General features: G+C 70.1%; 16 protein-coding genes and 2 rRNA genes. 10 read left to right on the top strand and 8 right to left on the bottom strand.

Annotation, left to right across the window (positions count from 1 at the left end):
* A 23S ribosomal RNA gene (locus tag T398_RS23770) occupies positions 1-84 on the top strand; the annotation flags it as partial.
* An 84-nt stretch (positions 85-168) separates the two neighbouring features.
* A 5S ribosomal RNA gene (gene rrf, locus T398_RS23765) occupies positions 169-285 on the top strand.
* A gap of 542 nt (positions 286-827) precedes the next feature.
* Here rrf and T398_RS23760 read toward each other — a convergent pair.
* The gene (locus T398_RS23760; RefSeq protein WP_496450095.1) at positions 828-2,732 is read right to left on the bottom strand and encodes a VanW family protein; all 1,905 of its coding nucleotides are present in this window, start codon (positions 2,730-2,732) and stop codon (positions 828-830) included.
* 203 nt (positions 2,733-2,935) lie between these two features.
* Between T398_RS23760 and nudC the strand changes: the two genes are divergently transcribed.
* Positions 2,936-3,877: an NAD(+) diphosphatase gene (gene nudC / locus T398_RS23755; protein WP_496450094.1), complete on the top strand. Its 942-nt coding sequence runs from the start codon at positions 2,936-2,938 to the stop codon at positions 3,875-3,877.
* Here the strand turns inward: nudC and T398_RS23750 are convergent.
* Both T398_RS23750 and T398_RS23745 read right to left on the bottom strand, forming a co-directional pair.
* Entirely contained in the window at positions 3,863-5,134 is a 1,272-nt protein-coding gene (locus tag T398_RS23750; protein ID WP_496450093.1) for a polysaccharide biosynthesis protein, read from the bottom strand. The genes nudC and T398_RS23750 overlap by 15 nt on opposite strands.
* Positions 5,131-9,453: an alpha-(1->3)-arabinofuranosyltransferase domain-containing protein gene (locus T398_RS23745; protein ID WP_496450092.1), complete on the bottom strand. Its 4,323-nt coding sequence runs from the start codon at positions 9,451-9,453 to the stop codon at positions 5,131-5,133. Before T398_RS23745 ends, T398_RS23750 begins: the two co-directional genes overlap by 4 nt.
* Before the next feature lie 167 nt (positions 9,454-9,620).
* Here T398_RS23745 and T398_RS23740 point away from each other — a divergent pair, with 167 nt between their 5' ends.
* Genes T398_RS23740 through T398_RS23730 form a run of 3 tightly spaced genes read left to right on the top strand, consistent with a single transcriptional unit; the run spans position 9,621 to position 13,437 of the window.
* Positions 9,621-11,498 carry a hypothetical protein gene (locus T398_RS23740; RefSeq protein WP_496450099.1) on the top strand — a complete coding sequence of 626 codons (1,878 nt, stop codon included), beginning with the start codon at positions 9,621-9,623 and terminating at the stop codon, positions 11,496-11,498.
* Positions 11,499-13,241 carry an MmpA family trehalose lipid delivery protein gene (locus tag T398_RS23735; RefSeq protein WP_496450091.1) on the top strand — a complete coding sequence of 581 codons (1,743 nt, stop codon included), beginning with the start codon at positions 11,499-11,501 and terminating at the stop codon, positions 13,239-13,241. It abuts the gene before it with no gap.
* Between the two features lies 1 nt (position 13,242).
* A complete protein-coding gene (locus T398_RS23730; RefSeq protein WP_496450090.1) occupies positions 13,243-13,437 on the top strand; it encodes a hypothetical protein in 195 nt (64 codons plus the stop codon).
* Here T398_RS23730 and T398_RS23725 read toward each other — a convergent pair.
* Positions 13,422-14,618, bottom strand: coding sequence for a glycosyltransferase family 4 protein (locus T398_RS23725; RefSeq protein WP_496450089.1), 1,197 nt, complete (start codon positions 14,616-14,618; stop codon positions 13,422-13,424). The two genes, T398_RS23730 and T398_RS23725, sit on opposite strands and share 16 nt — an antisense overlap.
* 79 nt (positions 14,619-14,697) lie before the next feature.
* Positions 14,698-15,909 carry an acyltransferase family protein gene (locus tag T398_RS23720; protein WP_496450088.1) on the bottom strand — a complete coding sequence of 404 codons (1,212 nt, stop codon included), beginning with the start codon at positions 15,907-15,909 and terminating at the stop codon, positions 14,698-14,700.
* 115 nt (positions 15,910-16,024) lie between these two features.
* Here T398_RS23720 and pgfA point away from each other — a divergent pair, with 115 nt between their 5' ends.
* Complete coding sequence (gene pgfA / locus T398_RS23715) at positions 16,025-17,062, top strand: cell envelope lipid trafficking protein PgfA (RefSeq protein ID WP_496450087.1); 1,038 nt, start codon at positions 16,025-16,027, stop codon at positions 17,060-17,062.
* 92 nt (positions 17,063-17,154) lie between these two features.
* Here the strand turns inward: pgfA and T398_RS23710 are convergent, their stop codons facing one another.
* Positions 17,155-18,825, bottom strand: coding sequence for a DUF885 domain-containing protein (locus T398_RS23710; protein WP_496450086.1), 1,671 nt, complete (start codon positions 18,823-18,825; stop codon positions 17,155-17,157).
* A gap of 164 nt (positions 18,826-18,989) precedes the next feature.
* Between T398_RS23710 and T398_RS23705 the strand changes: the two genes are divergently transcribed.
* A complete protein-coding gene (locus T398_RS23705) occupies positions 18,990-19,697 on the top strand; it encodes an EamA family transporter (protein WP_496450085.1) in 708 nt (235 codons plus the stop codon).
* A gap of 33 nt (positions 19,698-19,730) precedes the next feature.
* Here the strand turns inward: T398_RS23705 and T398_RS23700 are convergent, their stop codons facing one another.
* Both T398_RS23700 and T398_RS23695 read right to left on the bottom strand, forming a co-directional pair.
* On the bottom strand, positions 19,731-20,801 hold the full coding sequence (locus T398_RS23700; RefSeq protein ID WP_496450084.1) for a PHP domain-containing protein: 1,071 nt from the start codon (positions 20,799-20,801) through the stop codon (positions 19,731-19,733).
* 31 nt (positions 20,802-20,832) lie between these two features.
* Complete coding sequence (locus T398_RS23695) at positions 20,833-21,567, bottom strand: M23 family metallopeptidase (protein ID WP_496450083.1); 735 nt, start codon at positions 21,565-21,567, stop codon at positions 20,833-20,835.
* A 56-nt stretch (positions 21,568-21,623) separates the two neighbouring features.
* Here T398_RS23695 and T398_RS23690 point away from each other — a divergent pair, with 56 nt between their 5' ends.
* Positions 21,624-21,986 carry a hypothetical protein gene (locus T398_RS23690; RefSeq protein WP_496450082.1) on the top strand — a complete coding sequence of 121 codons (363 nt, stop codon included), beginning with the start codon at positions 21,624-21,626 and terminating at the stop codon, positions 21,984-21,986.
* 178 nt (positions 21,987-22,164) lie between these two features.
* Positions 22,165-22,689, top strand: a complete 525-nt coding sequence (locus tag T398_RS23685) for a tRNA adenosine deaminase-associated protein (protein ID WP_496450081.1) — start codon at positions 22,165-22,167, stop codon at positions 22,687-22,689.
* Positions 22,690-22,708: the final 19 nt, after the last annotated feature.

Below are 22,708 nucleotides of genomic sequence, written 5' to 3'. Positions count from 1 at the left end.
TAGACGACTGGGTTGATAGGCCGGAAATGTAAGCTCGGTAACGGGTTCAGTTGACCGGTACTAATAGGCCGAGGACTTGACTACTAAGTTGCTACGCGTCCACTGTGTAACTCTTGACAAACAAACATTGCCTGTGGTGTTGGGTGTGTTTGATATGTCGATAAGTGTTACGGCGGTCATGGCGGAGGGGAAACGCCCGGTTACATTCCGAACCCGGAAGCTAAGCCCTCCAGCGCCGATGGTACTGCACTCGGGAGGGTGTGGGAGAGTAGGACACCGCCGGGCAAAACTTCAGTTGAGGGCCGACCCTACCCGGGTCGGCCCTCAACGTGTTTCCCGCCGGACAAGACCACCCGCCAACAGCACCAAGATGCTGCGGCCTGACGCCGGCAGCATCCCCCGGTTACCCGACCTAGGTGACACCTCGGTTTACGGATCAGCCGGGCTTTTGGGGAAGCTCGCGGTTCCGGATCAGAACGGGGGCCGGGAACTAAGGGTCGGAACGCCGCGCCGACAGGCACTGGCCTTCCTCGCCCAGTCCGCGTTCCTCGCCCAGCCCGGGTCGCCGACCGGCGTGCCGTCCGCACCCGGTTCTTCGCCTCGCCGTCGTGGTCCACCCGATCAGCGGCCGGTGCCATCTGCTCGGCCGGTGGCCGAGACGCTCTGCAGCTGCCAGCGACAACAGCGGTTCGGGCGCGGTGCGTCGGTGCCATGCGCGGTGGTCGTCGATGACGCGCCGACCTGCTCTCCAACCTCGGTAGCCCAAGGAGAGGGCCCTGCCGGCGTAGTGCCGACAGGGCCCGGTCCATTCAGGTGGGTGCGGGGGCTCAGGAGGGCTCCGGGCCGCAGATGAAGCGCGGCTCCGCGGCGTAGCGCCAACTGAACTTCTCTCGCTTCGCCTCCTTGCCGTTCTTGTAGAACACCCGGTAGGCGCTCTGGCTGAACCCGTCGCTGCCGTTGGCGGCGATGCAGTCCGGGCCGGGCTCCAGGTAGACCGTCTTCGGCTTGGTGATGTTGCTTCGAGGGCTGTACTCCGTCTTTACCTTGTCCCAGATCTTTGTACTCCAGATCGAGACGGTGATCTTGTTGGACGTGTAGGAGGTGTCGATCAGGAGTCCGTACTCGGTGTTGTTGCGGAATTTGAAGTCGAGATCTGGGTAGAAGATCGTGGACTCAATGACCGCCGGATAACGGCTGAAATAGTACGAGTGGGGCTTGTGCTCAACATCCTCCAGCCCCGCGTAGTAGGTGGCGTTGAAGAGCGTCGTGGTGAACTGCGAGACCCCGCCCCCTACCCCCGGCACGAGCTTGCCATTGAGGATGACTGGAGCGTCCTGGTAGCCCTTCGCGTAGTTTCGTTCGCCGGTGTGCTTGTTCAGGGAGAACGTCTCGCCGGGCAGCACCAGCGTGTTGTCGACGTCCTTGGCGGCAGTGATGATGTTCTGGCTGCGGGGCGAGGAGAGTCCGCCGGGAAATTGGGTGGTGAAGGTCGACACCTTCTCCTTGATGCCCAGGCCGGCCAACTTCTCCGTGGTGAGCTCTGGCTTCTTCGTTTCGAGCGTGCCGGTCACCCGGCGGTCGTCCGCCTGCGGTAGGACCGCGAGCAGGGCCTTCCCGAGATCGCCGGCGTCCAGTTTCTTCCCGTCTTTGCTGTCGGTGATCTTCGGTTTGCCGTCGGTGAGCGTCATCCGAGCGTTCTTCGGGGTTACCTCGACCTTGGTCAGGTCATCGCCGAGTGCGGAGCGGAGTCGTTTGACGTCGACTTTCGCCGACAACGTGCCGGCCTCGTCGGCGGTGAACACCAGGCTCTTCGCGATCGCCTTCGGCGGAATGCTCACCGAGCCCTGGTCAGTCGTCAGGGTTACCGGGGCCGCCACGGCTGGCTTCGCCAATTCGGTCACCAGCTGGTCCACCTCCTCGGCGGTGGTTACCGGGTATGTCTCAACCAGCGGAACGGTGACCGGATCGTCACTCAACCAGCCCTTCCGAACCGCCTGCGCGGATTGCTCCGGGTTGAGCTCCAGGCTGGGCTTCGGGTGGGTTGCCTCCGGGGTAAGGCCACTCCAGGTGATGTCGGGCATGGTCATCTCGCGGCCCTGGTCCCCCAAGACCTCCTCGAGGGCCGCGTCGAGCTTCTCCACGTCCACCGTCACCACCGGTGGCACCGCACGGGAGCCGGCGAGGCGTTCGAAGACATGCGCCTCCACCTGCATCGCGGCACGCACGGTGGCCTCCACGTCAACCTGGAGACCCACCTCCGCCGGCACCAGTTCCGCAGTCTGTTGGCCGACGACCACCGGCAGGGGGGCGGTCAGCATGGCGGTCTGTTGTTCCACCGCCGCGCGCAGCCTCTCGACCGCGGCCGCCTGGCTCTGACCGCCGAGATCAGTGCCGAGGACCGTCGTGCCACGGGGTATGTCACCGGCGTACGCGAAGGTGGCGATGCCGACTGTGGAGGCGAGCACCACAGTGGTGACCCCGGTGGCGAGCAGCAACCAGGCGCGGCGGGTCCGCCCCTCGCCGGGTGGAAAGGACCACTTCCCGCCGGGCGGAAAGGACCACTTCCTGCCGGGTGGAAAGGACCACTTCCCGCCGGTTAGAAAGGACCACTTCCCGCCCCGTTGACGGTTGGCGGGTTCCGCCTCCTCAACGGGCCACTGCACCGCGGTTACCTGCACGGTGGGCCGGTCGTCGGCGGGCAGATCTTTGTCGCCGTACAGGGTCACAGTCACCTCGACTAGGGGCGTCGCGCTCGGGCGGTTATCACACCCGGAAGGAAACTACGGTAACCAACATGTGCCCGGAGCGGCAGGTCGTGTCCGGCGTCGCGTGTCGCGTTCTTCCGATTCTCGCGGGTCGGTCCGGACGTGCGACGGCGGCGGGTGAGCTGGTGCCGCCCAGCAGCACCTGGAGCGGGGTTCCGTACGGTGGGTCCATGCGGGAGGACGAGGCGGCCCTGGCGTACGGCGGTGGTTGGGTGGACCGGGCCGGTGCCCTCCGTGCCGATCCGGAACGGCTGGCGCAACTGCTGGGCGGGGCATCCACCAGAGTGCTGCCGTTGTGGCAGGACCACTGCCTGGTCAACGAGGCGGTGCCGGTGCAACTGAGCGGTGACGCGGCGGAGCGGGTCCGCGCCGCCGCGGCGGAGACGGTCTTCCTCGGGTTCGCGGCGGGGCGGGCGGTCTTCGCGGTGGACCTCTCCGAGCTCACTGAGGACGTCGCACTGGCGGCCGCCGGGGCGACGCGGGTGGTGGGGGTGCGCGGGCTCGTCGGGCGGCTCAGCCCGGCCGAGGCGGCCATCCAGGGGTACGCGCGTGGTCTGCTGCACTGGCACCGGCAGCAGCGGTACTGCGGCGCGTGCGGTGCGGCGACCAACGTCCAAGATGCCGGGCATGCCCGGCGGTGTACGGATCCGGACTGTGCCCGGCTGTACTTTCCCCGGATCGAGCCCGCCATCATTGTGTTGGTCGAGACCGTGGGCTCGCCCGGCCGTTGCCTGTTGGCCCGGCACGCCGGGGCGGCCCAGAACGCGTTTTCGACCCTCGCCGGCTTCGTCGAGGTGGGGGAGACGCTGGAAGACGCGGTCCGGCGCGAGGTGGCCGAAGAAGCGGGCGTAGTGGTGACCGACGTGGCGTACCAGGGGTCGCAGGCCTGGCCATTTCCGGCGGGGCTGATGGTGGGCTTCCGGGCCACCGCCGAATCCGACGAGATCCGGGTGGACGGGGTCGAGCTGCTGGAGGCGCGCTGGTTCACTCGCGCCGAGCTGCGCCAGCGGGCGGCGGCAGGCCATCGGCTCGGCCGGCCGGACTCGATCGGCCACCACCTGCTCAGCGGTTGGCTGGCCGAGGAGGAAGCAGCCGGGTCAGCTCCCCGCTGACGCCCGCCGTGGCGCCGGCACCCGCGGGTCGGCACGCGCTGGGGCCGACCGCCACGTGCGGAGCGTCATGACCAGGGTCGTGACCACGGCGGCTCCCAGGGTGGGCCAGAGCAGCCCGGTGACGGTCCGTGGCGCGGTCCACAGCGCGACCGTCGCCAGCAGGACGCTGCCCACCCACAGCGGCGCGGCGGGCCAGCGGACACCCGTGGCGACCGCCGCGTTCAGCAGGACGAAAACGACGGCCCAGAGCGCTCCGACCGCGGCGAAGAGCGGCGCTAACGGGCCCAGGTGGGCGTAGTCCGGGCCGCCGGCGAGTTTGAAGGCCAGGGTGCCGGCGAACGTCGAGCCGAGAATCAGCAGGACGCCGCAGCCAGCGGTCACGGCGAGCGCGACGGCCCGACTGAACCGATCGTCGCGGGCCAGCCGGGGTAGGGCGAGCACGGTGGCCACCTGCGGCGCCCACAGCGCGCCCTTGGTCAACACCGTCCCCACCGCGTACCCGCCGGAGTCGCCAGCCGGCAGGAGCTGACGGGCGAGGAAGAGGTCCACGTACGAGACGACGAGCATGGCGAGCATCGCGGTGCAGCCGGTCAGGATCTGGCCGGCATTCAGCGGTGGCGCCGTGGAGGGGGTCGGCGGGGCAGCCGACCGGGCCAGGGCGGCCAGCCCGACCGGGGTGAGCGCGGCGGTCCCGGCACCGAGCAGCAGGGATCCGGTTAGGCCGGCGTCCAGCAGCAGACCGACCAGCACTCCGCCGTACCGGCCGGCGGCCAGCAGTCCCATGGCGATGGCCAGTCGAACGAACCGTTGCCCGCCCTGGAGCTCCCCCAACGTCCGGCAGGAGAGCACGATGGCGGCCGTGGTGACCGCGGAGAGGAGAAGCACCTCGACCGGAAGACGCAAGCCTTTGCCGAGTAACGGGGTGGCGAGAATCAGGGCGGAGGCGCAGAGAGCGGCGGTCAACAGGGCTGCCCGGCGGGTCTGGGTGGGACCGTGCCTCGCGTGGTGCACGGCGACGGCGAGCTGCAGGCCGAACCCCGGCACGCTCGCGATGGCGATCAGGCCGAGCGTGGTGGCGAGCGCGCTGAGCTCGGCGGAGTCGAGCTGGCGGGCGGCCAGCACCGGGGCCAGGTAGGCGAGTCCGTTGCCCAGCAGCCCCGCGGCGGTCACGGCTAGGCCGGCAGTGCCGAGTGCCCGGACGCCGGTGCTCGGGGAACGCGTCCCCGAGCCGTCCACATCGTTGGTTGGCCGGCTCACACGGTTCCCGAGGGGTCGGACTCCCGCCGGGCGGCGTCCGGGGTGACACCGCCCGGCGACGGCATGGGCGCATCCACCGCCGACGGCACGGGATAGGGGAGCTGGGGAGCGCGGTGGATGGACCGGCGTCGAAGGCACGTCGACAACCAGAGGCAGCCGAGGGCGAGAACCATCAGGAGCTGCGGAAGGGCGGCGGTGTGCCGCTGCGTGGCGTCCAGGTACGCCCAGCCGGCGAGAAGGACGAGGCCGGCGGGAAGCCAGGACTCGACGAACCGGGGGGCGAGCCGTACCCAGCGGGGGTCGGTCGGCCGCGGTCCGCGCAGCGCACCGGGGAAGGCGAGAAGGACTCCAGCGGCGACGAGTGCCCCGCCGACGAGGCCGCCGAGCAGGATCAGGGCGGTCGCGCCGACCGCCAGTAGGGGCAGGGAGCGGGGGGCCCGGCGTCGTGGTCGCCGGGTCGGCCGGTCCGGGCTGCTGCCGCGGCGTTCGGGGAGCAGCGCGAGGAGCGCGACGCCCAGGAGTAGGACGCCTCCGGTCAGGAGCGCCACCTGGTACGGGCGGTCCGGGGTGAAGCGGAGGACAACCTCGCCCGCCGCGCCGGCGGGTAGCACCCAGCCCTGCTGCCAGCCGTCAACGACCATGGGGCGCAGTGGCTCGCCGGCGAGCGTGGCCTGCCAGCCCCGGTTGGTGTTCTCCCGCACCGCGAGTACCCGTTCGCCGGCGTGTCCGGCGACCTGTACCCGCCGCTCGGTCGCATCCCATGCGGTGACCTCGAGGGCGCTCGGGCCTATCACGTCCGTGGGCTGCTGCGGTACGAGAGCGACCCGGGTGGGCGTGGCGAACTGGCTGGGGCCGGCGACGAGACGGTGTTCGGCGGCGTCGAGCGGTAACTCGGTGTCGGTGCCGCACGGCTCGGCCGGCACCTCCCGCAATTCCAGGAGGTCCCGAATCGTGCCGCGTAGGGCGGTGGTCACGGTCTCTTCGCCGACCGTCAGCGTTGGACCGGAGCCGCAGCCCAGCGTCAACGGTGTGTCCAAGTCTACCGGGCTGGAGGGGGCGCCCGGAAGCACCGTGAGCTCGCCGACCGCGATCGGCAGCGGCTCGGGCAACCGAAATCCGTACGGGTCGATGCTGGTGAGGGTGGGCCGGTCGAGGAACTGGATGGTGAGCTCGCTGGTGCGGGCCGGCGGATCCAGGGTCAGCACTCCGTCCTCGCTGAGCAGGCCGCCGCGGATGCCGTCGTCGGCGATCACCCGTACGCTGCCGAGCCGGGTGGCGGCGACGGCCGGGTCGACGGCGAACCGGAGGCCGCTGATCTTTTGGGGCTTCAGCCAGGTGAGGCGCAGGATCGGGGCGTCATCGCTGATCGCCGGTGACCAGCTGGTGGCCGGATCCCCGTCCCACACCGCGCCGGGGCGGCGGGTTGGGTGTGGGACGCCGGTTGACGAGGCGCTCACCTCGGGTGCCAGGCCCAGTGCCTGTGCGTCGGTCACCGCCTCGTCCAGGACTGCGTGCAGGGCGGAGCCGTCCAACGGACGGGCCCACAGCTGCGGGTCGTAGGCCCCGGCGGTGGGCAGGGTGAGCGTACGGTCGATCGTGCGCCCATCCTCCGAGCCGCGGATCGCGTTGGTGGAACAGTGCGGCTTCCCGTCCACCTGGAAGCAGGCGGGCGTACGGGGATCCGCGGAGACGACGACGGCCGGTGGGTGGTCGGTGGCGGGTGCTTCCGGTAGCCGGAGGGTCCGACTGGTCTCGATGCCGGGAATGCTGATTTCGGATATCCCCACCACCCCGACACCGAGCGGGCGGAGGGCGAAGGTGTCGTCGATGGCGATGTGGACGCGTCGGGTGGCGTGGACGCCGTCCAGGTCGAAGATCATTCGATCGCCGAAGCTCTCCACGGTCTGGCTCTCGTACCCGGCGGTGACGGTCACCGCGGTGGGCACGACGTCCGCCGTCAGGTCGAAGCTGAGCTCTACCCTGGTGACGTTGGTCGGGTTGTCCAACGTTATTTCTATCCACTGTCGATCGCCGCGGTGGTGCGGAGCGGACTGCCAGGAGGTCGTCGGGTCACCGTCCACGGCCGCGTACGGCTGATGCTCGGAGCGGTTCCCGCCCGGAATGTCGACCTGTGAGCGTGCCGTGGCGGCGCGGATCGCGCTGATGCCCTCGAACTCGGCCACTGTGTACCAGTCCGGGGCCCACTCGGGCAGGTAGTCGTGCGCGGGGATCGACGGCGCGAGGGGCTCGTCGGCGGTACGGGTGTGCGAGGCGTTGTCCTGGGACCGACCGAAGGAGACCTCGCGGCGCCGGAGTCCATCGGTCATCGCGACCGGACCGTAGCCGTCGCCGGTATCCGCGTCGCCGGCTTCCGCGTCGCCGGCCAGGACCGTGGGGGCGGGGCTCAACAGGCCCGCCGCAGCGAGGTCGAGCAGGGACTCCGGGCCACCGACGACGGTCGCGACATCCCTCCGGTCGTAGGCGACGACCGGCTCCACCCGGCGGTTGACCTGGTAGACCTCGAGCGCCCGTCCGGGCACATCGAGCCCCTGGTCGTGCCGCTCGTCCACCGCCTCCGGACCACCCCGGACCGGGCCGAAGGTGGCGACCCGGGTCAGCCCCGGTGAGCGCTGCAGGGCCTGGCGAACCACGGCGGGGCGGGTCGTGTCGGAGCGACCGTGGTCGAGGTCGGCGCGGAACAGGACATGGCTGATCCCGGAGCGGGCGAGGAGGTCGGCGAGGCCCGCCGAGCCGGCGCCGGAGCTGAGCGTGGCTTCGATCGCGTCCAGGAGTCGGATAGTGGTGGGCGGGGTGAAGGGGATCGAGTTGCGTACCGCCCAGCCGCTCTCCAGCAGCGGTTGGACGATCTCGTCGGTGGTGCTGCCCCAGTCGTAGGCGGGGCGGCGGGCTCCGGGGACGACGAGCGTCCGTCCCGGACCGGTGTTCGCGTCCAGCCAGTCGGCGGCGTCCTGCCAGTATCGGGGTACTTCCCGCGCGCTTCCCGGAGTGGCGAGTCCGCCGACGATCGCCGGGCTGGCGACCGCCGCGACCGCCGTCATGGTCACGCCGGTGGTGATCCAGGCTCGCGCGACAGCCGGCCGGCGTCGTGCGGCGGGCGCGGTACGGGCTGCCTGCCCGACCAGGCCAACCAGGTGGGCCAATCCGAGTACCAGTGGTAGCCGGAGCAGGACGTCGAACTTGTGGGTGTTCCGCAGTGGTGCGCCCACCCCGTCGAGGAACTGTTGCTGTCCTCCGGTGAGGATATTGGGGAGATCGCTGGCGTGTCCCAGCCCGACCATCGCGGCGCCGAGCATCAGGCCGGTGATGAGGAAGCGGCGGTGCGGCATCCCGCGCCGGGAAAGCCCCAGTACACCCAGGGCGGCGACGGCGAGCGTGGCGAGAATCAGCCCAAGCTCGGTGGCCAACCGGGCGCCGCCGGGGATGGCCTGCTCGACCGGGGAGGCCAGGTACGCCACCCAGTAGGAGGCGCCGCGGAGCGTCGTCACGGCGTCGGTCACGCTGGTGGTGCTCTGGGCGGTTTCGATGTAGTCGAGAAACGGCGGGCTGTACCGCCCGAGAATGAGCAGTGGAACCAGCCACCAGACGGTGGCCAGGGCGACCGCACCGCACCAGGCGGCGATTGCGGTGATCCGGCGGCGGATTGGTGCCAGCGCGGTGAGCCAGAGCAGAGCGAGCGGCACCACCGCGAAGACGGCGGTCGCATTGACCCCGCCCGCGCAGGCCACGGCGAGTGCCGACCCCGCGACCGCCCGACGTAGGGGCGTACCTCGGGCGAGGCCGACCAGGGGGATCAGTACCCACGGCGCCACCGCGCTGGGCCAGGATTCGACCGAGGACCAGCCGAGCTGGGTGAGGATCCGGGGTGACAGGGCGAAGGCGATACCAGCGATCATGCGTCCGGCGGGTGAGCCGATGCCGAGGCTGCCGGCCAGCCGCACCACACCCAGATAGGCGACGCAGAAGAGCAGCGCCCACCACAACCGTTGGATCACCCACGGTGCCAGGCCGAGCTCCGAGCCCACCAGGAAGAACGGGCCCATTGGCCAGATATACCCGTAGGCCTGGTTCTGCAGTTGGCCGAAGGTGCCGGTGGGGTCCCAGAGGTGCAACGAGCGGAGTAGCCACCCGGCGGGATTGACGTTCAGGTCGACCTTGGTGTCGGGGACGATCAGCCCGGGTGCCTGCTGGAAGGCGAGGGCAGTGAGGACGACGCAGATGGCGAGGTGCCGGAATCTCTGGTCCAGCCGTCGGGCTCGATTCGGCCGTGTGCCGGCGCCACTGGTCACCTCTGCACGCATGTCGCTCCTGTTCCGCCGGTGGTACGGGTACCGGCATCCGACGACGGTCGAGCGACGTAGCCGGGACCGGGGATGAGCGGGGTGGCATCAACGAATGGCGTGGCGAATGTGGATGGACGGCCACCCCCCACGGCGTGTAAGCGTGTGGCAGGCTGCCAAGCATGTCAATGCCAGAGGCTGGGGCTGCGGCACCTGCAGAACCCGCTGTCCCCGTGTCCGACCAGCCGAGAGCGTTCGTGCTGCAGGTTCGTCTGGACCAGGTCGGAGCGGTGGCAGTAGCCCTCATCGTGGTGTCGGTTGCCTGGCGGGCCGGCCTCGCCACGCGTGGCTGGTTCTCCCAGGACGAGTTTGTCATCGCCGCCCAGGCTCTTGACGCCCGGTTGGACGCGGACTTCCTGCTACGAACCTTCAACAACCACCTGATGCCTGGTGGCCTGTTGACAGCATGGCTGATGGTGCGGCTGGCCGGCTTCGCCAGCTGGCCCTGGGTGCTGATGCTGGCAGTGGGGCAGGCGGCCGTGGGCGTCGCCGTCTATCGGTTGCTGCGCGACCTGCTGCGGCCGGGCTGGGGCCTGCTCATCCCGTTGGCCCTCTTCCTGTTCAGCCCGCTGACGCTGGAGGTGTCGTCGCTGTGGCTGGTCGGGCTGCTCCTGTTGCCCGTGCAGCTCGCCCTGGTCCTGGCGATGCGGGCGCAGGTCCGGTATGTGCGCAGCGGCCGTCGCAGGTATCTCGCGATGGTCGCCCTGTGGCTGCTGTTCGGCCTGCTGTTCGACCCGAAGGCGCTGTTGATAGCGCCGCTGTTGTTCCTGCTGACTATCTTCTTGTTTACCGACGGCCCGCCGTGGCGAAGCCTAGTCACGGCGGTGCGTCGGCACTGGCCGGTCTGGCTGTTGCTCACCGCGCTCTCCGGCGCCTACCTGGCGTTCTACCTGACCCGACCGGCTCGTGCGCTGGACCAGCTGACCTCGCCCGGTCAGGCTTTTACCTTCCTCGGCGACCTGGTCGGTGCGACTGTCGTGCCGGGCCTGCTCGGGGGGCCGTGGCGTTGGGTGTACGCCGGTGATGGGCCGCCGTTGGTGGATCCCTATCCGGTCGCGATGTCGCTGTCGTGGCTGGTGCTGGCGACACTGGTCGTGGTGACGGTCCGCCGGCGCCGGTCGGCGGCGCGGGCCTGGCTGCTGCTGGCCTGCTACCTCGGCCTGGTCGCGGCACTCTTCGCGGTGACCCGCCTCGGTGGCGTGCTCGGTCCGATAGTGGGTACGGTCCCCCGCTTCGTGGCTGACGCGGTTCCGGTAGCCGCGGTCTGCATCGGGGTAGCCTTGTTCGGGCTCCGCGACGACGGCGAGAAGGACCGGTACGTCCCCGAACCGCTACCAAAGGGGCCGTGGGCATTCGACTCCATCGCGCTCGGTCGGGTTGCGATCGCTGTCCTGGTCGCGGTCGGGCTCGGTACGGTGTGGAGCACCGTTCAGTTCGGGGAGAACTGGAGCACCAAACATGGCCGGGAATACCTCGCCACGACGCAGGCCGAGCTTGCCGCCGCGCCAGCGGACACCGTCTTCCTGGATACGATCGTTCCCGACCAGGTCGTTGCCGGCTACTTCTGGCCGGACAACCTTCAGTCGCACTTCTTCCGGCCGGCGGAGCGCCGGCCGGAATTCGTCGAGGTGGCCGAGCTGCCGGTGACCTTCGACGCGGAGGGTCGAATCCGTCCGGTCCGGATCGACGGAGTTAAGGTTCTGCCGGGCCAGGTGCCCGACTGCGGGCACCTGGTGGAAAGCGGGCGAACGACCCGGATTCCGTTGGAAGTGCCGGTCGAGGAGTGGCCGTACGTGGTGGAGTTCGGCTATCTGAGCTCTGGTGATGCGACCGTGACCCTGCGCCTGGGCGAGGCCACCCGGGAGATCTCGGTGCGGAGTGGATTGAACCAGCTGTTCTTCCCGTTGCCCGGTGCGGGAGACGCCATCGAGGTCACCATCAACACTCCGGACATCTCCCTCTGCACGAGGTTGATCACTGTCGGGCGGGTGGTGCCGGCGTCGTGAGTGGGTGACCGACCAGCCGCACGGGCCCGGGTGGTGCGGGATCGGCTCCTGCTGTACGCCGTCGCGGCGGTGGTGACGGCGATAGTGCTCGCCCCACTGGCAGCACCGGGCTACGCGTTGCGCTACGACATGGTGTTCGTGCCCCGGCAGCCGCTGACCTGGGACCTCGTGGCGCCAGCGCAGGGCCTGCCGCGGGCGGTGCCGATGGACGCCGTGGTCTCGGTGCTCACCCAGCTTGTCCCGGGCTGGGTGGTGCAGCGGATCGCGTTGGGCGGGGCAGTCCTGCTGGCCGCGGTCGGTGCCGCCCGCCTGGTGCCGACCGAACGGATCGGGGTTCGGCTGCTCGCCGCGGTCGGCTACGCCTGGACACCGTACCTGGCCGAGCGGTTGTTGATCGGGCAGTGGGGCCTGCTGGTCTGCTACGCCGCCCTGCCGTGGCTGGTGCGGGCGGGGTTGGAGTTGCGGGCCGGGCGGGCCGGCGCGGTGCCCCGCGTGCTACTCGCCGCCGCGCCGGCTGCGATAACCCCGACCGGTGGCCTGATCGCGTTCGGTGTGGTGTCACTGCTCACACCGCAGCGGGGACGTTGGCGGGGATCGACGATCGCGGTGGCGGGGGTCGCCCTACTCAATGCCCCGTGGGTGACCGCTGCCCTGGTCACCGCCGCGGGCGGAACCTCCGACCCGGCGGGAGTGGCCGCCTTCGCGCCCCGGGGCGAGAACTGGGCGGGTCCGCTGGCGGCGCTCGCGGGCACCGGGGGCATCTGGAGCGCTCAGGCCACTCCGGCGAGCCGAGCACTGCCCCTGGTGCCGCTGGTGACCCTGGCGCTACTGGCGCTGGCCGGCGCGGGGTTTGGCCTGCTGCGGCGGCGGATGCCGCCGGGCGTCTCAGCCCGGCTGTTGGTGCTGGCGGGGGCCGGTTTCCTGCTCGCCGCGCTGGGTACGGCGCCGGGGACCGCTGATGTACTGCGGTGGGCGGTGGCGCAGCTACCGGGGGCCGGGCTGCTTCGCGACGGGCAGAAGTTCCTGGCGCCGTACGCGTTGCTGCTGGTGGTGTGCGTGGCGCTGGGCGCCGAACGGCTCGTGACCCGGGTGGAGCGGACGGACCGGGAGGTGGCGGGGGTGGTGCTGGGTGGCGTGCTGCTCCTGCCGGTCGCGGCCATGCCGGATCTCGCGTTCGGCGGCGCGGGTCGGCTGTGGCCGGTCAGTTATCCGGTGGACTGGCCGGTGGTGGCGGGGCGACTGGCCGCCGACCCCGGTGGGGAGGTCTTGGTGCTGCCGTTGAGCGGCTACCGCGCGTACCCGTGGAATGGTGGGCGGACCGTTCTGGACCCGGCCCCGCGCTACCTACCGGCGACGGTCCTGATCGACGACACGCTCCGAGTCGGCGACGTCGCGGTGATCGGTGAAAACCCGCGTCTGCAGGAGATCCGGCAGCTGATCGGGGCGGGACGGCCGGCGGCGGAGACGGGGGTGCGCTGGGTGTTGGTCCAGCAACACCGCGCGGACCAGGTGGATCCGGCTACCCTCGCCGGCCTCGAACCCGTGCACCAGGGGGAGTTCCTGGCCCTGTATCGCAACCTAGCTGTATCGCCGAGCCCGGTGCTGGCCGCCCCGGCTCGGTGGGCGGTGGTGGTGGCACTGGCTGTTGCCGTCGTGGTGGTCATCGCTGCCCTGTTTCGGCGGTACGCCGGTGGGCTACTGCGTGGTAACCTCCGCTCCGAGGTAGAAATATTGGAGGATTGACATGCGTAAAGCACTGACCCTGGTCGTCACCGGCCTGGTGGCGGCGGTGCTCGGGATCCTGTCTCTCGGTGGGCTGGCAGCCGCTACGACCGCCACCGAGGAGGAGGCGGTCGCCAAGGCGGAAGAGCTCATCGAGAAGGCCAAGCAGGCCAACGAGCCGGACCCCTACGCACCCGCGATCTACGGCAGCAGGTAGGACGGGGCGCCCCGTGAACGTGTCTGGCGGGGCGACTCCGCGCTCTCCAGTAGAGCAGCGAACCGGCTTCCGGCCGCCGGCCAGGTAAAGGTCGCCGCGTGCTCCCGGGCCGCCGTACCCAGCTGTTGCCGTAGCTCGTGGTCCTGCAGGAGGGTCCGCACCTTTGCCACGTAGTCGTCAACGTCCTCGGCGAGAAGCCCCGTGTGGCCGTCCACCACCGCCTCGCCCACGCCGCCCGCGCTGCGGAACGCGACCGTCGGAGTGCCCGCCGATCCCGCTTCCACGATGGTCAGACCCCACCCTTCCTTCAGGGACGGGGTAAGTGCCACCCAGGCCGAGGCGAGGAGAGCCGCTTTCTCCTCCTCCGTCACGTATCCCCGGAACTCCACCCGGTCGGTGATGCCCAGGTCGTTGGCGACCTCGCGGAGCTGCCCCTCCCACCAGCCCTGGCCGGCGACGACCAGCCGCAGCTGCGGCAGCTCATCGGCGAGGGTGGCGACCGCTTGCAACGCCACCTCGACGCGCTTGTGCGGGACCAGCCGGTTGAGCGTGACGAGCAGCGGGGAGGCTGCGCGTTCCCCGTCGGTGGGCGGGAGCGCCGGGGTGCCGTTGTGTACCACGGAAATCTGTTCCGCGGGTACGCCGAGCTGGATCAGCTCCTGACGGGTGGCGTCGGAGACGGTGATGTGGTGGTAGCGCCGGTAGACAAATATGGCGAAGGATGACTCCACCCACCAGCCGAACCGAGCTGCCCATGCCGGAAGTACCACCCCCCATTGCTCCCGGTGAATGTGGTGGATGAGCTTGACGATCGGTCGACGAGCCCATAGTGGGGTCATGAATGGCAGGCCGTTGCAGACATCCACGAGCGCGTCCGGTCGGCCGCCGTGTCGGCGGGACAGGGGGCCGATGCCGAGGGCGCCGGCGAGATAGCAGACGGCGGCCCACAGGTAAACGGTGTGGCGTCCACCCCGTCTGACCAGCCGAATCCCATCCTCGTTGACCTCGTCGGGGATGCCTTGACGATGTGCGGCGCAGAACAGCGTGACCCGGAAGCCGCGGGCTACCAGCTCTGCGGCAATCCGCTCAACGTATACCTCGGATCCACCGCCTTCGGGGTTCCGGGTGTCCCGCCAGTTGAGGAACAGCACATGTCCGGCGGTGGCGGAAAAGTGCTCCACGTGATCCCTACTCTCGAGTAGTTAGCGCCACACTAAAGCTCGAGGGCCGTCTAGGCAATGCCTAGGTGTACTATCGGGGTCAATGTGATGGATTGGCTGTCGGCGCTCTACTCTCGGGTTGAGGGGTGGTCGGTCGAGGGCGGCGGCGGTCACCGAGCGTCTGGGCCGGGCGTTCGACGCCGTAGTAGCTCGCCGCCGCCAACACCAACCCACCCGCCATCGTCAGGCTGAAGGTCTCGAGGAATCCCCCGGTAAACAGTGGACGGTCTGCCACGAGGTAGATCGTTTCGATCACCAGCGGATGCCAGAGGAACAACCCGTACGAGACGAGGCCGAGCCAGCGGACGGAGGCGCTGCCGAATGCCTTGTGTACCCGGGTCCTCCGTTCGCCGAACGCCACCGGAATCATGATCAGGATGCCGACCGCGAGATAGAGGGTGAGCTTCACGGCGAACTCCGCGGCGGTCGGCTCGGTGAGGTCCAGCGGACCGGCGGTGGGTGTCGTCGCGATCGCCAGCAGGCCCGCGGCCGCGGCCCAGCAGGCGGCTGGCGCCGCGGCGAGGTCGTCGAGGATGCGCAGAGCGGCCGGGCCCGTCCCGCTTCGGAGGGCCGCATGTGCCACCGCCAGGACCATGCCGCCGCAGAACCAGGCCGCGTACGAGGGCAGCCACGTGGTCTGGAAGGCGGTGTCAACGATGCCAAGCCCCATCAGGGTGAGCCACCCGGCCGTCAGCAGGACACCGCCGCCGGCGAGCACCAGGGTGCGGACCGGGCGCCAGGCCCGGCCCACGGCCAGCACCGCGACTAGCGGTAGGACCAGGTAGAACACGACCTCGGTGGCGAGGCTCCAGGTCTGGCTGAGGCCAGCGCGGAGCTGATTGGGCTGATAGATCTGCGTGAAGGTCAGGTGGCGGATCCAGTCACCAGCCGAGGCGGGCTGGTTCTGCGGCAGCACGATCAGGCAGACCAGCACCGTCAGCCAGTAGGCCGGCAGGATTCGCAGGGCGCGGCGCCAGAAGTACCGGCGAACGCTGGGCCGGGGGAGCTTGACGGCGGCGTTCAGTGCCCAGGGTCGGAAGAGTAGGAATCCGGAGAGGACGAAGAAGATGGCGACACCGACGTCCATCCGCGCCAACCAGGTGCCCCACTGGCTGTTCATGCTCACGCCCGTCTGGAACCCGACGTGGTGGGCGACGACGGCTACCGAGCCGATCGCGCGGAGCGCATCCAGGGCTGGTAGGCGGCCGGTGATCGAAGGATGGGGCGGGTTCGGGGTAACGGTTGCGGACATCTGGACATCCAGGGGGTTCGCTTTAATGTTGACTGAGGAGTAACCTCCCGCCATGTTATGGATCGATTGCCCCGGGCGACAGGCCGTTGGGGCGGCAGGCATCAAAGGAGGATGAGTGAAGCTTCGGGTAAGTGCCGCGCTCTTCGGGCTCGGCATCTTGTTGCTGGTCCTCGCGGTCGGGCTGCCGCTCTACGTCGCCCCCGCCGTAACCAAGCTCCCCTACGACCTGGAGCCGATGACGTCGGTCGCAGAGGCGAAGAACGCCCAGTTCTTGCAGATCACGGGCGAGGCGGAAACGGTCACGATCGAGGTCCCACGGGCGGATCTACGATCCACCATTGAGGTTCTTCCCCAACCCGGTCTCACCAAGGACGAGCTGCCGAAGGCGCTCAGGGGCGACGCGGTCATCTGGGACGTCTACCAAACGGTGCGGCGGACCGACAATGACCGGGATATCACCGCGTACAGCACGCAACTGGCCCTCTACCGGGTCTCCGGCACCGCCGCCCCCTGGGAAGATCAGTGGCTCAAGCAGGACGACAGCGACGGGACCCCGCAGGGCAACGTCGAATACTCGGGGCTGACCTACAAGTTCCCGTTCGGTGCGGAGAAGAAGGACTATCCGCTCTTCGACCGCGATCTCAAGAAGACGTTCCCGGTGGCCTTCGTCGGCACCGAGACCGTCGAGGGCATCGAGGTGTACCGCTACGAGCAGCGGATCGAAGAGCAGGAGCTGTACACCCCGGAGGAGAGCCTGCAGGTGCTGCTGGGTGCCTTTGCCCCGGAGGCCACCACCGGCAAGGTCATCTACCGCAACACCCGGACGTACTGGGTCGACCCGGTAACCGGCGTCTGGATCGACGCGCGGGACCAGCCGCGCAAGGAGCTGCGTCCGGACGTCGGGCCCACCACCGTACTGCTCGATGCTGACTTCAACTACACGGAAGACACCATCAGCAGCACCGTCGAGTCGGTTAAGACGAACCGGCTCCAGATCAGTCTGGTCAAGCTCTGGGCCCCGGCCGCCGCGGCGGTCCTCGGCCTGATCGCCCTGGCCGTCGGCCTCTGGCTGTTCTTCTCGGCCGGGGGCGCCGCAGGTCGGCACTCCGCCGCCGGTCCGGCAGCCACCAAAGTGGATCAGGATCCGAGTTAGTGGCGTGGATGGTTGACCCCGGGGGTAGGGGCGGGTCGTGCCCGCCCCTACCCGGGCTCCTGCCCCCGGATCGGTGCGGGCAACGTCCGCCCTCAGATCCGGGCGAGCGCCCGACGTAGCGGGTCCAGGCCGAGCGAACCCAGGTCGAGTGCCTGCCGGTGGAACTCCCGGAGGTCGAACTCCGCCCCCTTGCGAGCCTCGGCGTCGGCCCGAGCCTGCAGCCAGATTCGCTCACCAACCTTGTAGGACGGTGCCTGCCCGGGCCAGCCCAGGTAGCGGTTCAGCTCGAATCGCAGGACCGCATCCGGTACCCGGCAGTGCGCCCGCATGAACTCCCAGCCCAACTCCGGCGTCCAGCGCTCACCCGGATGGAAGCCGAACGGGTTGTCGACCGGGATCGTCAACTCCAGGTGCATGCCGATGTCGACGATCACCCGGGCGGCGCGGAGCGCCTGGCCGTCGAGCATGCCCAGCCGCTCGCCCGGGTCCCCGAGGTAGCCCAGCTCGTCCATCAGCCGCTCGGCGTAGAGGGCCCACCCCTCACCGTGCCCGGAAACCCAGCAGAGCAGCCGCTGCCAACGGTTGAGGGTCTCTGCCCGGAGCACCGTCTGGGCAACCTGAAGATGGTGGCCCGGGACGCCCTCGTGGTAGACGGTGGTGACCTCGCGCCAGGTGGAGAAGTCGTCGATGCCCTGCGGCACCGCCCACCACATCCGGCCGGGCCGGGAGAAGTCCTCGCTCGGGCCGGTGTAGTAGATCGCGCCGTCACTCGTCGGTGCCAGGCAACACTCGATCTGGTGGACCTGTTCCGGGATGTCGAAGTGAGTGCCGTGCAGCTCGCTGACCGCCCTGTCGGCCAGGTCCTGCATCCAGCCCCGGAACGCCTCCTTGCCCCGGATGGTCCGCGCCGGGTCCGCGTCCAGCGCGGCCACCGCCTCGTCGACGGTGGCGCCGGGGCCGACGATCCGCGCGGCGACCCCTCGCATCTCCGTCTCCAGTCGGGCCAGCTCCGCAAACCCCCAGGCGTACGTCTCGTCCAGGTCAACCCGGGCACCGAGAAAGTACTGCGAGGCCAGCTCGTAGTGCTCCCGGCCGGCGGCCTGTTTCGCCCTGCCCCGCGGGGCCAGTTCGGTCCGGAGGAAGCGGCCGAACTCGACGGTCGCCGCAGTGGCGGTCGTGGCGCCCCGGCGCAGTTCGGCACCGAGTGCGCCACCCGCGCCCAGCCGTTCGACCAGCCCGTGGAAGAAGTTGTCCCCGTCCGGGTCCACCCAGGTGTCACACTGTTTGGCCACCTCGAGCAGCTGGGCTCGCGCGCTGCAATGGCCGGCCGCAGCCGCCTCGCGCAGCGTGGTCTGGTACTGGTCGAGTGCTCCGGCGAAGTGGTTGAGCCGCGCGGCGATGTTGGCCTGTGCCTCCTCGCCGTCGGTCGGCATCAGGTCGAACACGGAGCGGAGCTCGTGCAGCCCGCTGGTGATGACGTTGACTCCCCGGCCGACCTCTCCCGCCGCGTAGCGGGCGAGCTCCAGGCCGAGCCGCTCCTGCATGGCCTCCTTCGCGGTCTGCTCCGGCAGCGACTGAGGCTCCACGCCGTCGAGGTCGGTGAGGGCTCGGCGATTCAGGTCGGCACGGGCGGTGTAGCCGTCCGGCGAGAGGTCATCGAGGCGGTTGTCGTGGCCGGTGATGCCGACGTAGGTGGCGCCGGTCGGACTCAGCGCGGCCCACTCCGCTACGTACCGGTTCGCAATATCGTCGATTCGTCCCACGAGCTCGACCCTACGTGATCGTGAAGTCGGGCTGCGCCGTGAGTTCGCCGGATCCGGGGTTGCTCCCGAGCCCTGTGGTTACTGGCTGGCAGGCTCCTGTGACAGCCAACACGGCGTCGGAAAATCACCAGACTTTCCTGCCCACGGCGGGCAGAGTGTCAGGGGTGACAGTCGAGTCCGCCCCTGACCGGGCTGTACTGCGGAGCTGGCTGCCCGGGTACCTCGCGTTGGCCGCGATCTGGGGTTCCAGCTTTCTGTTCATCAAGATCGGGGTGCGGGAGCTGCACCCGGTGCACCTGACCCTCTACCGGGTCGGCGCCGGCGCGGCAACGCTGCTGATCCTGCTCGCGGTGCTGCGCGACCGGCTGCCCCGCGAGATGTGCTTCGGCGCGGCGGCCTGCTACGGGGTGACCATCCCGTACCAGAAGAAGTTCGTCGCGGGCCGCTCCCACTCCGGGCTGGCCCTGTCGGCGGCGCAGCTGTTGATGGCGCTGGCGCTGCTCACCGTCGTCACCCCGTTCGTGGCGGGTGCCCCGCCGCTGCCGACCGCTCTCTCCGGCTCGGTCCTGGCCAGCATGGTCGCGCTCGGCGTACTCGGTACCGGACTGGTCTTCCTGATTCACTTCCGCAACATCCGGGTCGCCGGTGCGAGTACCGCGGCGACGGTGACCTACGTGCTCCCGGTCTTCGCGGTGCTGGCCGGTGCGCTGGTGCTCGACGAGCGGCTGACCTGGCACCAACCGGTCGGTGCGGTGGCGGTCCTACTCGGTGTCGCCGTTGCCCAGGGGCTGATCGGCCCCCGCCGCCGAGCACGCGCCGCCGCGCAACCGGCCGCGGCGGCGGGAACCTCGGCCGCCGCAGCCGGCACCTAGACCTCGGCGGCGGGAGCACCGGCCCGCCGTCGGTCAGGAGCGGCTTGCGGCCCACGCCACCAGCCGCTGCGCCGGCCAGGTGTTGACCACCCGGTCGGCGGGGACGCCACAGCGGGCGGCGCGTTCGCAGCCGAACCGTTGCCAGTCGAGCTGACCTGGGGCGTGCGCGTCGGTATCGATCGCGAACCGGCAGCCGGCCTCCAGTGCCTGCCGAATCAGCCGTTTCGGCGGGTCCTGCCGCTCCGGCCGGGAGTTGATCTCCACTGCGACGCCCCGCTCCGCGCAGGCCGCGAAGACGGCGTCCGCGTCGAAGTCGCTCTCCCCCCGGGTGCGCCGCCGGTGCCCCCGGTCGCCCGGCCCGGTCACACCCGCCGGTCGGCTGGAGACCATCCGGCCGGTGCAGTGCCCGAGGATGTCCAGGTGCGGGTTCGCGATCGCGGTGAGCATCCGACGAGTCATCCGCCCCCGCTCGTCGGAGAGGTTGCTGTGTACCGAGCCCACCACCACGTCGAGTTGGGCGAGCAGCTCCTCGTCCTGGTCCAGCGTGCCGTCGGCGAGGATGTCCACCTCAATGCCGGTGAGGATCCGGAACCCTGGCGGTAACGCCTCATTCAGCCACGCCACCTGCTCCAGTTGGCGGCGCAGCCGGTCGGCGGTCAGCCCGCGCGCCACCTTCAGTCGCGGCGAGTGGTCGGTGAGCACCAGGTACTCATGGCCCAGCTCGACCGCGGCCAACGCCATCTCCTCGATCGAGGAGCCGCCGTCGGACCAGTCCGAATGGGTGTGGCAGTCGCCCCGTAAGGCTGTCCGTAACGCTGCCGCCTCAGCGTCCAGGTCGGTGCCCTCGGTCGCCGCCAGCCGACGCAGGTAGACCGGCTCCTCGCCCGCCAGTGACTCGGCCACGCAGCGGGCGGTGACCGCGCCCACCCCGGACAGGTCGGTGAGCTTGCCGGCCCGAGCCAGCTCGGCGACCTCCGTGGTCGGCAGGGCGGCCACCGCCTTCGCCGCCGACCGGAACGCGCGCACCCGATAGGTGGCCTCGTTGGCCCGTTCCAGCAGGAAAGCTATCCGGCGTAGGTCAGCGATGGGATCCCGGGCGGTCATTCCTGCAACCTAGCGGCTGCGGCCGGGACACTCACGGCTCCTTCGGGCAGCCGTGTCGGCGCTGCCAGTCCGTCACCTCCACGGCGGGCGACCGGTTCACCCCACGGCGCCACGCGTCCAGGTAGGGCGCCGGCCACACCACCCCCCGCCGGATCCACCAGCCGTCCTTTCCTGGGCACGGCGGTGAGATGCCGAAGTGCAGATGACACACGTTGTTCGCGTTGCCGGTCCGGCCGACGGTGCCGAGTTGCTGCCCAGCAACGACGCGTACGCCCGGATCGAGGCCCGCCGCGACCTCGGTCAGGTGCGAGCCGTAGTAGCGCACCCCGTCCTCGCCCAGCACCGCCACCGACAGGCCGCCGTTGAACGGACCGCGGGGGCCGCCCGGGTCGAAGCGGTCCACCCGGCTCACCTCCAGCACCGAACCGTCCGTCACCGCCACCACCGGCGCACCGCAGTCGGCGAAGATGTCCGTGGCGGGATACACCGAGTGGGTCGGATGGTAGGCGGCGTTACCGGCCCGTACCGGGAAGACGTGCCGGACCTCGGCGGGCCGCGTCTGCGGTGAGGGCGCCGCCGCGTCCGGCGGAGCCGCTGTCGCCGTTGGCGTCGAGCTGGCCGCGGAGGTGGGGGCCATGGTGCCCGGGCGACTGGCCGTGCCGGTGTCCACCCCGGGACGGGTCGTCGCGCAGCTCGCGGTGAGCACCGCGGCGAGCAGAAGCAGCAGGGGATACGCCGAGCGGCGTTCGGTCAACGGCGCAGGCATCCGGCCATCCTGACAGACCAGTACGGTGGGAAGGTAAAACCGGGGAGGAGGCGAGCGTGACCGACCCGTACGACGGGGGCCGCCCGCGAAACCCGTCGGGGCTCTTCCCCGCCGGGCCGCCAGCGCGGCCCACCTACCGTGAACCCCATCCCGTCCACGGGGCCGCGGTAGTCCTCGGTGGCGTCGTCGCCATGACCTGGCTGCTGCTCTTTGGGCTGCTCGGCACCAGCGTGCGCGGATTCGCCTGGTGGACGGTGTTCGCTGGTGGCGTCGCCTGGCTGGCGGCCCTGCTGTTGGTGCGACACGGCGATCGTGGAGTTGCCACCGGGGTCGCGATCGTCGTCGGTGGCGGGTGGAGCATCGCGGCGGCGGTCGTTGCGAGCCGCTGGATGGTCAGCGGAGACTGGCCCCTCTGGTAGGTAGCTTGGCCACCCGTCGGGGCGTTGGCCGTTCGTCCGGCGACCCCACGGGCTAACGTGCACGCGTAGACCGTCCGGGCATCGCCGGGTGAGCGGCAGGTGGGGCTGGTGGCCTCGTATCGCCGGGTGCGGACGGTCCGAGGATTCGGGCTACGCCGAGGAAGTTTTGGGGGGAACCGTGTCGTACTTTGCTGCGGCCGTGGTGCGGGACGAGAGCGGCTGGACCGCCGCCGAGGTGAACCTCCGCGGTGCCGTTGACGTGGACGGGGTTGCCGACCGGTTGCGCGACGTTGACCCCGGCGCCGACCTGTCGCTGCTCTTCGTCGAGGCCGAGGACGAGTACCTGGTGATCCTGCGGCTCGATGAGGGTGAGGACCTGCGGGTCTTCGGCTCGGATTCGGCGTACGCCGAGGAGACCCAGCTGGGCGCGCTGCTGGTCGGGGAGCTCAAGGCGTCGGTGCCGGCGTTGGACGAGATCGAGGAACCCCGCGCCGCCGCCGGTAACCCGGAGAGCGAACAGCCCGCCGCGGACCCGGAGGCGGACCCGGTCGGGGACGCGGACCTCCTCGCCGACCTGGGGGTGTCCGGGACGAAGCTGATCGCGCTCTGCGGGCACGAGGGGATGCTGCCGGCTGATGTCACCACCGAGGCGTGCACGGTGTTGGGCTGCGCCGACGAGGTCGAGGAACTGCGTGAGGTGTGAGCCCGCCTCCGTGAGCGGG

This window comes from Salinispora goodfellowii (assembly GCF_059570675.1).
Note: the sequence above shows the minus strand (reverse complement) of the source record. Positions and strands in the feature narration are given on the sequence as shown.